Origin of the sequence: Trichodesmium erythraeum IMS101, from assembly GCF_000014265.1 — a bacterium.
Classification (GTDB): Bacteria; Cyanobacteriota; Cyanobacteriia; order Cyanobacteriales; family Microcoleaceae; genus Trichodesmium; species Trichodesmium erythraeum.
On sequence record NC_008312.1, the window covers coordinates 3,275,143 to 3,287,688 of the forward strand.

The window sequence follows — 12,546 nt, forward strand, 5'->3', positions numbered from 1 at the left end:
AGATGCTACCTAAGCTCCTGCCGATATGAACTATCTGACCGACTTAAATCTATTAAATAATGGCAGAATTAAAACCGAAATCATCTAAGATATTCTCTTAAAAGGCTGTTAAAAGCCAGTTTCATCTAAAACTCATTACTCACCGTTAAACAGCAAAAAAAAAGAATATTTAAAGGTAGGCAAAAAAGACAGCCAACTTCTAATGCAATTAGGAAAGTAATCAAAAAAACTGAAATATGTAAGTAAAAACTTAAATACTCAAAAGTCTGTTAATTGAGAATGGTAGCCGTCATAAAAGTTTGAGTAGTAGACAATATAAAACATTTTTGGGTTTCTGTGAAATTTAGCATCAACAACAACTAATGTGGGATAACAAATAACAACGAATAGATGAAACAATAGTAAGTTTAAATCAACCTGATATGCGTCCAATAGTAAGAGTAAAAAGGGAGAAAATACAGTGATTTGGAGCTCAAATATCTGTAAGTTGTATAGATGGATATATATTTTTACATAGAATAAGTTGAGATAACTATAAGGAATCTCAAGATTTAAAGGCTCAAGTTGAAGAATGGAAAAACTACACAGGTTATTATCCAGAGTGAGTTTATAGAGACTAAATTTATTTAACATGAGAAAACCAAAAATTATCTAAAAACAAAGGTATTAGAATCAGTGGTTTATTAGGGAAGAGCACCCAAAAATATTGATAAAGAACAGAAAAAACAAGCTCAGGAGCGATGAAAGATTAGGCGACCATATTGAAGGTAAATTTGGCAGGCGGCAAAAGAGGATTTAGTCATCAAAAAAAGTAATAGCTAAACTTTCTAAAACTTCCACAACTGCAATCGCAATTACTTTCTTAGTAATCAACCTTTCTACCCTTTTAAATGAAACTTTTTCTCTTTTTTTATAATTTTTTTGTCTGGGTATTTTTAATAATTTCAACTTCTATTTGAATAAATGATGATTCTGATTTGAGAGCCATTATTTTTTTGAATAAAAAATCAACTACTTTCATGATTTTTCAGCAAACCCTACTTAAGAGTAGTATAACAAAAGTTAATTATGCCCTTGTAAGATATGATCTAATATTATATAGAATGTTATATAATTAGTAGTCATAAAACTAAACTTAAATCAAATATTTTTTCAACAGTCATTAGAAATATCAACAATATTAATTAAAATCCTAACTATCAAGCTTCCGTTGAGAAGAGAAATTATCAATTAGCTGATATTATGAATTAGCTTTGCTTTTTGCCCGCCTCATCCTCTAAAACTAGATTAATAGTTGTTTCAGTTTCTGACCCTTCTAATTGACAAATATTGATTTTATCTAGACGTTGACCTTCAGCAGAGATGACAGTAAATTCAAGATTTTTGTAGTGTAACTTTTCTCCTTGAGTGGGAATTTTTTGTAATTGATAAATCAAAAACCCTCCCAAAGTCTGATAGTCCTCAGTCACTGGCAAATCTAAATTTAAAAGTTCATTAACTTCTTCAACACTTAATTGTGCCTGTACAATAAAAGTCTGATCATCTAACATCTGTAAGGTAAGTTCTTCAGAGCCTGTTACTTCATAACTATCACTACTAATAATTTCAGCAATTAAATCTTCCCGTGTAATTAATCCAGCAGTTCCACCAAACTCATCTACCACTATTACCATTTCTGGGTGCTGAGGACTATTTGAAATTTGACGCATTCGTTGCATTAATGATAATAACTCATTCAGATAAGTTTGTTCAGAAACAAATCTTGCAGGTCGAACCCAAGATAAAATAGAAGTTTTTGGGCATAATAATCCTTTCGCTAAAGGTTTAGCTAGTTCTTTAAAGTCAATAATGCCCTGAATATCATCTATTGATTCACCAACTACAGGATATCTGGAATGACCAGATAGCTGAACTTCATTTAACAAATCTTGAAAAGTAGCTGTACTAGAAATAGTATCTATATTTGTCCGTGGGACCATAATTTCTACAGCTAATACTTCCCCAAATTCAAATACATTACTAAGTAGTTGTCGTTCTTCTGCTTCTAAACCTATTGATTCTGTAGAAGTAGAGATAATTAATTGCAATTCTTCTGAAGTAACAGGTGCTTTCCAGGCACTACCAGTAGATCTAATTCCCAGCAGTCTTAATAACCAATAAGTAGATTGATTTAAAATCCAGATAAACGGATTAAACAAACGAGAGATGGCTATACTTAAAGGGCCTAATAATCTAGATAACTGTTCTGAATAAATGAGTGCTACTGACTTTGGGCATAACTCTCCGAGCACAATTTGTAGGTAAGCCAAAATCAAAAAGGTGACAATAGTAATAGCTACGGAGTCATCGTTCCCTTGACCAATATGAATAGGTAATGGTATGGTTTTTATAGCATTTGTAACGATTTCTACCATAGTTTTTGCACCTATCCAACCCAAAGTAAAACTAGATAAAGTAATACCTAACTGAGTTGTCGATAGAAGTCGCTCTATGTGTCTTTGAAGTTGTTGAACAATTTTTGCTTGAACATCACCTGCATCTACTAATTGATTAATACGTGACCTTCGCACAGAAACAATAGAAAATTCGGCCAATACAAAAAATGCATTAATAGTAATTAGTAAAAAAACTAACAAAAATTGTGACAGTATATCTAAATCTGGTATCTCCGTCATAAAACTAATATAAAATGTCACCATTAGTGACATTTTAATGTTTACTTCCTGCTTCTATCGGAGTTGTGGGCAGCAGGACTTTCACAGGAATAACCGTTATAGCCAACTGCATTTCTCGCTCTTCATACTTATGCTTCTATAAATCTCTAATGAAGGCCTTATAGATAGACCTAACGTACTTCTTGCAATCAAAGCTTAAAAAACTTAATACTATATCCATTATTTGACCACAACTTGAACTTGTCTTAGCAGATGGAAAATATTTATTTCCTAATACTAATTTAGAACCATACCAACGATCTTTATGTTCTAATAGTATACCTTCTGTAAAAGAATATCTTTATTCTGGGATTAAGTCAACAGCCTGAACCTTACTATCATTGATTATGCCTTAGACCTCCAAACATTGTTTATTTATTTATTTATGTCTAAAAAACGCTATTTTTTTTACAGTCTCAGGCACAATTCTCAAATATATGTATCTTTAAATTGCAATATTTTGGGCAAGAAAAAATCAAAAATTTAATTAATCTATTTTAATTTTAGATATTTTTAAATCTAACTTTTGATCGGGATAATCTGTAAGTTCTAGGGAAATTTCTTTAGCGTTATCTAATAAAGCAACAGGAATTGTGATAATACCATAATATCTTCTAGCATTGGGTGGAAGTTCTCCTGGTAAATCTTCTGTACTAGCACTTATCACTCTTCCTTGTTCATCTTTAATATTCAAGAAACTGTATAAGAATCTTACAGCTCGGTCTCCTTTGTTTTTTAAATTAACATCCAAGACTATAGAATTACCCCACCTACGAATATCATTAATTTCCAGCACTACTCCGGCATCACTACTGATAATTGGAAAAGTTTGCTGAGGCTGGTTTATTTGACCAGATTCTACCTTACCTTGTTTTTGATGGGATTCTCCAACAGTTGTCTTTTTCTCTACTACTCCACCATTTATTATAGTATTTTTGACATTGAGAACAATTTTTTCCTCCTTTAATAAAACTAGCTCTTCTCGACGATTTGAATTACCTTGAGTACCTGCTAAATTATTAGTGGGACGAGTATCTGGTTGAGTAATTCCCTTTAAAGCCTCTCTGCCCAGTTTAAATCCCCAAGAAGCACTACTCAAACCAGCACCAAACATTAGAGCCAGTAAACCTAGAGTTAGGAAAATACTAGAATTCATAGTTTTTTTCTGTCTTAGGTATGATTTGATTTTTTTTATGATATACTATAATTTATCTATATAATAATCTATAATCTTCTATATTTAATTACTTGACTATATTGAAGATTAATTGTATAGTATTAATTAAATTTATCCTTGTAGGACTAGTAAATTTATAACAAGGTATAAGCGCCTTTGGCCGATTGGGGAGGCAGCGAGCTCATAATTCGCTTTCAGGCTGGTTCGATTCCAGCAGGGCGCATTTATTTAATAATAAAGGTGAAAAATGTTTTTTATAAACTTTTCATATTAGGTTTTGCTCAAAACAAAAACTATTTTTTAAGAGTAGTGATTAGAGGAGTAGGCTGGTAATTCAGCCAAATGAGTTTTTTCTAGAGGTTGGTAAGTAGTATTTATGGCCTTAGTGAATGTATATAAAAAATCTAAGTTTGGCCAAAAATAAAATTATTTTCAGTTAATAGTTAGGCGATCGCCACCAACTGTATTTCCTCTCCCATTATTCTTTATGCTTTATTCTTTTTTGTGATTGAGCCAATACACTTGATCCCTTAGCTGGTCTTGGCCGCCATAAATCATTGTCTACCCAATTTTATTGAGTACATACTATATTTATGTGATGACAAAAGGGCTAAAAAGCAATCAAGAGTAAGGATTGACCAAAAAAAGTTTAAGAAAAATGAGTCTAGGTATTGTAAACTAGACTCATTGAAAAGATTATGAACGAATTAGCTATATAATACTATAAATATAAATAAATCGTCAAATAAGAGTAGCAAATTCTGTAAATCTCAACAGTGAAACTCTAAAAAAATATCAACAACATAGCTATTGTTATATAGGAAATGAAGTTCGAGGTTGGTTGAATGGGGTTAGAAATTTTGGCAGAGTGAAGATGAGGGACTAATGGCCAATTATCTGATACATCGGCTGAATTATCAGAAAGGTAAAAGAGCTAGACCTATTGTCAAAGTGAAATGAGCCTTTTAGTCTTTTGTGCCACCCTTTCAGTGTTTGTTATATATTTGTGATAAATAAGAATAATATTGTCTAAAGAGTGATTATTAATGTATAATCAAAAATAAGCGCCTTTGGCCGATTGGGGAGGCAGCGAGCTCATAATTCGCTTTCAGGCTGGTTCGATTCCAGCAGGGCGCATTTGTTTGGTATTTAAGGTGTCAAAGCTTTTTTTAATTTTCGATTTTCTGGGCTTTCATATTTAATCACCAAACCTAAGATAGGACATAAATGACTTGTTGGGATTCTATGATAATAATTTCATAAATCCCTTAATCTTAAGTAAATATAGAACTAGGTATAATTTTTAATTCATCTACCTATCATGAAATATAATATCATATTTCGCACCCAAGGGCATAAACAAACAAGATGAATCTCAGCAAAAAAACTATTGTAGCCTTTGTCTCTCCAGGAATACCCCTTTCTGCTCTTGGCCTTCCTCTTTTAGTCTATCTTCCCCCATTTTATGCAGAAGAAATGGGACTTGGCCTGTCTCTAGTAGGCACAATTTTTATGATTGCCCGTTTGTGGGACGTTTTTACTGATCCAGTTCTTGGTGTTTTCAGCGATCGAGTCACAACTCCACTAGGTCGTCGGCGCCATTGGATTATATTATCTGTCCCTATTTTAATGATTTGTGTTTATAAAGTGTTTATGCCAGGAGCACAAATCACAGGAAATTATCTTCTGTTTTGGATGCTGTTGTTGTATGTCGGTTGGACTCTGCTGAGTATCTCTCATATGTCTTGGGGAGCAGAGTTATCATCAGATTATTATGAGCGATCGCGAGTTCAAGGTTGGCGAGAGTTTGCTTTAGTCTTTGGTATGTTAGCGGTTTTGATACTCCCAACTATTCTGGAACAGACTGGAGGTGTTGATAGTAGTACGAAAGTTGCGGCTATGGGTTGGTTTACAATTATACTGCTGCCTATTACTGTAGCGTTCGCTGTGAGTAATGTTAAAGAAAGAGCTGTGGAACCATCTTGCCAACTTGGTTTCTTTGAGTCAGCTTCTATACTGTTGAAAAATAAACTACTAATACAGGTTCTACTAGCAGATTTAATGATTGGTCTAATTCCTGGAATTATTGGATCAATCTACATTTTTTTTGTGACTTATGTCATGGAATTAGGTGAACAGTCTAATTTGATGCTTTTACTGTATTTTACGGCTAGTTTTTGTGGAATTCCTGTTTGGATGCGTCTTAGTTATAAGTTGGAAAAGCATCGGACTTTTGGTGTTGCTAAAATATATGGTTGTATAGTTCTTGCTAGTTTATTCCTTGTTCAACCAGGAAATTTATGGTTGTATGCTTTGGTTAATATTCTTTTCGGTATTGAATCTGGTTCGGGAGCATTTTTATTGCGCTCAATTATGGCAGATGTTACGGACCATGATAATTTGGAATCTGGGACACAACGTACAGGTCTTTACTATTCACTATTAACCATGACTACTAAAGTTGGTTCTGCTTTGGGAGTTGGGATAATTTATCGTATTTTAGATTGGATAGGTTTTGACCCTGGGGTGGAAAATACTGCGGGAGCAATTGAGGCTCTTAAATATATATTTATTTTTGTACCTATTCCCATTAGTATTTTGGCAGCGATCGTTATCTGGAATTTTCCACTAGACAGCACTCGACAAAAAGAATTACGTCGTTTACTGGCAGAACGTGATTCTGTGATTAGCTCAAAATAATTCGAGAATTATCAGCTAATATGATTTTGCTTTCTGAAGGTTCAGGACTTGGTCAGGAACCTAGTTTATGGGAGGCAGATTTTTAGATAGTCAGGACTTACGCTTAGGAACTAATTGTATTGTAAATATATCAAAAAAATTCCAAACATACAATATACATAGCGGTATTGCGTAAGTCCTGATAGTCAAACATCAATCTAGGCTGCTAACACTTGCCTAACCAGTTACGAATGGATCTACGTTGGTAATTCCTGTCAATTTCTTAACCTTGACTTTACCGCCATCTTCAGCCAGAATGAATGAGGGTTGATAAACGTCTGTGCCGTAAAAATTGGTTAAGCGCGGCAAATTCACTACACTTCCTTCTCCGGTGGCGGTAATATCCACATCACCACTAATAGTTCTCGCACCTAAAGTCAGTTTACCTTCATTCCTGGCTTTAATGACAGTATCGCTTTTACCGCTAAAGCTGTTGACTGCTGAAAAACTCAATGTGCTGTTATCGGCAGACAAATCTACTTCCTTGAGGGTTTTCAGCTTCTTAGCTGTCACCGAGCCGTTATTTTCAGTCTTAATAAATGAGGGTTGATAAACGTCTGTGCCGTAAAAATTGGTTAAGCGCGGCAAATTCACTACACTCCCTTCTCCGGTGGCGGTAATATCCACATCACCACTAATAGTTCTCGCACCTAAAGTCAGTTTACCTTCATTCCTGGCTTTAATGACAGTATCGCTTTTACCACTAAAGCTGTTTGCTGATAAATTCAATGTACCGTTATCGGCATACAAATCTACTACCTTGAGGGTTTTCAGCTTCTTAGCTGTCACCGAGCCGTTATTTTCAGCCTTAATAAATGAGGGTTGATAAACGTCCGTGCCGCTAAAATTGTTTAACAGGGGCAAATTCACTACACTCCCTTCTCCGGTGGCGGTAATATCCACATCACCACTAATAGTTTTGGCACCTAAAGTCAGTTTGCCTTCATTCCTGGCTTGAATGACAGTATCACTTTTACCGCTAAAGTTGTTGACTGCTGAAAAACTCAATGTGCTGTTATCGGCATACAAATCTACTACATTGAGGGTTTTCAGCTTCTTAGCTGTCACCGAGCCGTTATTTTCAGCCTTAATAAATGAGGGTTTATAAACGTCTGTGCCGTAAAAATTGTTTAACAGGGGCAAATTCACTACACTCCCTTCTCCGGTGGCGGTAATATCCACATCACCACTAATAGTTTTGGCACCCAAAGTTAGTTTGCCTTCATTCCTGGCTTGAATGACAGTATCACTTTTACCACTAAAGCTATTTGCCGATAAATTCAAGGTACCGTTATCGGCAGACAAATCTACTACCTTGAGGGTTTTCAGCTTCTTAGCTGTCACCGAGCCGTTATTTTCAGCCTTAATAAATGAGGGTTTATAAACGTCCGTGCCGCTAAAATTGTTTAACAGGGGCAAATTCACTACACTTCCTTCTCCGGTGGCGGTAATATCCACATCACCACTAATAGTTTTGGCACCTAAAGTCAGTTTGCCTTCATTCCTGGCTTGAATGACAGTATCGCTTTTACCGCTAAAGTTGTTGACTCCTGACAAACTCAATGTGCTGTTATCGGCATACAAATCTACCTCTTTGAGGGTTTTCAGCTTCTTAGCTGTCACCGAGCCGTTATTTTCAGCCTTAATAAATGAGGGTTTATAAACGTCCGTGCCGCTAAAATTGTTTAACAGGGGCAAATTCACTACACTTCCTTCTCCGGTGGCGGTAATATCCACATCACCACTAATAGTTTTGGCACCTAAAGTCAGTTTGCCTTCATTCCTGGCTTGAATGACAGTATCACTTTTACCGCTAAAGTTGTTGACTGCTGAAAAACTCAATGTGCTGTTATCGGCATACAAATCTACCTCTTTGAGGGTTTTCAGCTTCTTAGCTGTCACCGAGCCGTTATTTTCAGCCTTAATAAATGAGGGTTGATAAACGTCTGTGCCGCTAAAATTGTTTAACAGGGGCAAATTCACTACACTTCCTTCTCCGGTGGCGGTAATATCCACATCACCGCTAATAGTTCTCGCACCTAAAGTCAGTTTGCCTTCATTCGTTGCTTCAATGACAGTATCGCTTTTACCGCTAAAGTTGTTGACTCCTGACAAACTCAATGTGCTGTTATCGGCATACAAATCTACCTCTTTGAGGGTTTTCAGCTTCTTAGCTGTCACCGAGCCGTTATTTTCAGCCTTAATAAATGAGGGTTGATAAACGTCTGTGCCGCTAAAATTGTTTAACAGGGGCAAATTCACTACACTTCCTTCTCCGGTGGCGGTAATATCCACATCACCACTAATAGTTCTCGCACCTAAAGTCAGTTTGCCTTCATTCGTTGCTTCAATGACAGTATCGCTTTTACCGCTAAAATTTTTTACTCCAGGTAAAGTAAGACTGGCGTTATTCGCAAATAAATCTACCTCTTTCATAGTGAGCAGTTTATTTGCTTTAAGTGTGCCACCATCTTTCACCGTAATAGATGAAGGCTGATATAGGTCTTTGCCTGAGAAAGTCTTTAGATCGGGCAACTTAACTACACTGTTTTTTCCTTCGGCTAAAATATCTGTGTCGTTCCCTACAGTGGTTAGTCCATTTAAAGTTAGAGTTCCACCATCCTTAGCCCCTAAAAACAAATCTTTAATATTAGGGTTTCCCTTGGAAAAGTTAATTTTGATGTTTTGACCAAAAACTTCCAGAGTTACATTATCGCTAGACTTGGGGACTTTACCACCGCTCCATTTACTAGGGTTATACCAATCACCGCTACCTCCGAGCCAGGAAAGGTTTGCTTGTTCGATGGTAATAGTATTACCATTTAAGAAGACTGTGGCCCAATCATCCTCGACCTTCATCCGCAAAAACTCAGACTCGCTCAACTCCTCTCCCAAAACAAAACTGACAAAAATTTCCCCTTCATCCCCAGGGGTATCAAAACTATTAACTTCCCCATCAAAATAATGAGCGTACTCTTCAAGAATTATAGGAGCGATCGCCCCTACATTCCCAGCATTATCTTCAACAAACTCTTGTGCTAAATAAATGGTCTGTGTCTCTCCAGCAAAAGCACCATTCGCTCCATTAATTTTACTCTCAGAAACAATTTTTATCTGTGGCAAAAAGCCGGCATGTTCATTTTGCCAAGTACCAATTAAAGCATCAGCTTTACTAACATCATAACTCTCTCCAAAAGCCAGATTCATTTGCTCTTCAAAATCTACTTTACTAGAGAAATTGTCAAGCAAATGTTGAACTATTGGCAGAGCATTTTGTACTACAGAAATTAAATCAATATTACTGCCAATTAGAATATCTGTATCATCAGAATTCTCCTTTTGAGAACTACTCAAATTTTTTTCTGTAGCTTCATACTCAGGATTTAATATATTTTGTCTAAGGTCAGTAATTATATTTATAGGTGGAAAATTAGAATCATTACTAGGTAATAGGCGATCATCACAAACAAGGCCTAATCCACAAAGGCCATCTCCTGAAACAAAAGGGGATATTTCCTGTGCAAAAATACATTCTATGATAATTTCTGTTAATCACTTCTATTAGGAAGTATTACATACTGAATTAACTCTATTATCAATAATCCACGTTTGCTTAAAAAAAATTAATAATCGCCCAAAACCAAGGTATAATAGGTATCGATAAAAATATTTTGAAATTTTTTTAAAGATAGATAAGATTCAAAATTTAGGAACAGGGTTGATGTTAGACTCTTCTATCTGTTATTATTTAAAGTTTACTAAGTTGGATAATTTAAGAATGCTCGCGCTAGTATAGACTAAATAAAAACTAAAAATACTTTAGTTATTAAAACTTCTGTAGTTCTTATAGAGCAATAAACTTATTTATTTTCCTATGATTAGAATACCATTATATCAGATAACTCAAGAAATTTATACTGGAACAAAAAGTAAAGTTTATCGTGGAATAAATACCATAACTCAACAACCAGTAGTTATTAAAGTTCTGAAGAAAGAATACCCGACCTTTTCTGAGTTATTACAATTTAGGCATCAATATACAATTACTAAAAATCTTAATTTGGCTGGAGTTGCTAAACCTCTATCTTTAGAAAAATATGGTAATGGTTATGCCCTAATTATGGAGGATATTGGGGCAGTTTCTCTCAATACTTACCTGAGTAACCAAAAACTTAATCTGCAAAAGTTTTTGGAGCTGGCAATTTCAATGGTTGAAATTTTAGAAGGTTTATACCATCATCAGATTATTCATAAAGATATTAAACCTTCTAATATTCTAATTAACCCAGATACTGGGGATGTGAAGTTAATTGACTTTGGTATTTCCACATTATTAACTAGAGAAACTCAAGAAGTTATTAACCCTAATATTCTGGAGGGGAGTCTCACATATATTTCTCCGGAACAAACAGGAAGAATGAATAGAGGTATTGACTATCGGAGTGATTTTTATTCTTTAGGTATTACATTCTATGAGATGCTGACAAAGCAATTACCTTTTGTATCAAGTGACCCCATAGAATTAGTTTATTTTCATATTGCTAAAGAACCTACTCCACCTGCTAATTTAAATAAAGAAATACCTTTAATGGTAAATAATATTATTCTGAAAATGATCGCTAAAAATGCGGAAGAACGCTATCAGAATGCTATTGGATTAAAACATGATCTACAAATTTGTTTAAATTATTGGCAAAACAACAAAAATATTCCTTTATTTGAGTTAGGAAAACGGGATATTTCTGACCGCTTCAGCATTCCAGAAAAGCTTTATGGTCGCCAAAATGAAGTTAATAATTTATTAAGTGCTTTTGAAAGAGTTGCTGCAGGTAAAAGTGAAATAATGTTAGTAGCTGGTTTTTCAGGAATTGGTAAAACAGCAGTAGTTAATGAAGTTCATAAACCAGTAGTTCGTCAACGAGGCTATTTTATTAAAGGTAAGTTTGACCAATTTCAGTGCAATGTTCCTTTTAATGCTTTTGTACAAGCATTTCGTAATTTAGTGATACAATTGCTAAGTGAAACGGAAAATAATTTACAGAAATGGAAGACTAAAATTCTCTCAGAATTGGGTGAAAATGGGCAAGTTATTATTGAAGTTATTCCTGAACTAGAATCTATTATTTCTCCTCAACCTGCAGTGGCAAAATTATCAGGAACTGCGACGGAAAATAGGTTTAATTTATTATTTTTAAAGTTTATTAAAATATTTGCTTCTCAAGAACATCCATTAGTTATTTTTTTAGATGATTTACAGTGGGCAGATACAGCTTCTCTAAAATTAATGGAATTGTTGATGAGTGATAAAAATAGTCAGCATTTATTATTGATAGGAGCTTATCGGGATAATGAAGTAAATCCGGCTCATCCTTTAATGTTAACATTAGAAGAAATAGGCAAAAATTTAGCTGTAATTAATACTATTATTTTAAAACCACTAGAACTAACTTCTGATTTAAATCCCTTAGTAGCAGATACGTTTAATTGTTCTCAAGAAATAGCATTACCTTTGGCGAAGTTAGTCGGTCAAAAAACTCAAGGGAATCCTTTTTTTATTACTCAATTTCTCAAAGCATTGTATCAAGAAAAATTAGTGACATTTAATTATAAGGCTGGTTATTGGGAGTGCGATATTGCTCAAGTAAAATTATTTTCTCTAACCAATGATGTTGTAGAATTTATAGCAAATCGTATCCAAAAGTTGTCATCTGAGACTCAAGAGGTGATGAAATTAGCGGCTTGTATTGGTAATAAGTTTGATTTAGAAACTTTAGCTATTGTTTCAGAAAAAAATATTGTAGAAACAGCTAATAACTTGTGGCAAGCATTGCAAGAAGGATTAATTTTACCTGTTACAGAAGTCTATAAGTTTTATATTTCAGAATAGTCAAGTGCATTAGCAACTTTTCAGACAAT

5 protein-coding genes and 2 tRNA genes are annotated in these 12,546 nt (G+C 34.6%); 4 read left to right on the forward strand and 3 right to left on the reverse strand.

All coding sequences use genetic code 11. From position 1 onward, the window contains the following. Positions 1 to 1,247 precede the first annotated feature (1,247 nt). Together TERY_RS09955 and TERY_RS09960 are read right to left on the reverse strand one after the other, a co-directional pair. On the reverse strand, positions 1,248 to 2,708 hold the full coding sequence (locus TERY_RS09955) for a CNNM domain-containing protein (RefSeq protein ID WP_011611709.1): 1,461 nt from the start codon (positions 2,706 to 2,708) through the stop codon (positions 1,248 to 1,250). A gap of 493 nt (positions 2,709 to 3,201) precedes the next feature. Next, positions 3,202 to 3,870, reverse strand: coding sequence for a hypothetical protein (locus TERY_RS09960; RefSeq protein ID WP_044136684.1), 669 nt, complete (start codon positions 3,868 to 3,870; stop codon positions 3,202 to 3,204). A 171-nt stretch (positions 3,871 to 4,041) separates the two neighbouring features. On the opposite strand from TERY_RS09960, the gene TERY_RS09965 reads away from it, so the two are divergent. From TERY_RS09965 to TERY_RS09975, 3 genes are all read left to right on the forward strand, one after another. Then, positions 4,042 to 4,114: transfer RNA gene (locus TERY_RS09965), tRNA-Ile, on the forward strand. An 841-nt stretch (positions 4,115 to 4,955) separates the two neighbouring features. Next, positions 4,956 to 5,028, forward strand: a tRNA-Ile gene (locus TERY_RS09970). Between the two features lie 231 nt (positions 5,029 to 5,259). Next, positions 5,260 to 6,591: an MFS transporter gene (locus TERY_RS09975; RefSeq protein ID WP_011611711.1), complete on the forward strand. Its 1,332-nt coding sequence runs from the start codon at positions 5,260 to 5,262 to the stop codon at positions 6,589 to 6,591. A 216-nt stretch (positions 6,592 to 6,807) separates the two neighbouring features. On the opposite strand, the gene TERY_RS09980 is transcribed toward TERY_RS09975, so the two are convergent. Next, on the reverse strand, positions 6,808 to 9,984 hold the full coding sequence (locus TERY_RS09980) for an autotransporter-associated beta strand repeat-containing protein (RefSeq protein WP_011611712.1): 3,177 nt from the start codon (positions 9,982 to 9,984) through the stop codon (positions 6,808 to 6,810). Positions 9,985 to 10,504: 520 nt separating this feature from the next. Here TERY_RS09980 and TERY_RS36715 point away from each other — a divergent pair. Further along, the gene (locus TERY_RS36715; protein WP_011611713.1) at positions 10,505 to 12,517 is read left to right on the forward strand and encodes an AAA family ATPase; all 2,013 of its coding nucleotides are present in this window, start codon (positions 10,505 to 10,507) and stop codon (positions 12,515 to 12,517) included. Positions 12,518 to 12,546: the final 29 nt, after the last annotated feature.

Bases quoted from the DNA above. Each gene is read 5' to 3' on its own strand.
- TERY_RS09955 (WP_011611709.1), bottom strand. From the start codon at position 2,708: ATGTCACTAATGGTGACATTTTATATTAGTTTTATGACGGAGATACCA.
- TERY_RS09960 (WP_044136684.1), bottom strand. From the start codon at position 3,870: ATGAATTCTAGTATTTTCCTAACTCTAGGTTTACTGGCTCTAATGTTT.
- TERY_RS09975 (WP_011611711.1), top strand. From the start codon at position 5,260: ATGAATCTCAGCAAAAAAACTATTGTAGCCTTTGTCTCTCCAGGAATA.
- TERY_RS36715 (WP_011611713.1), top strand. From the start codon at position 10,505: ATGATTAGAATACCATTATATCAGATAACTCAAGAAATTTATACTGGA.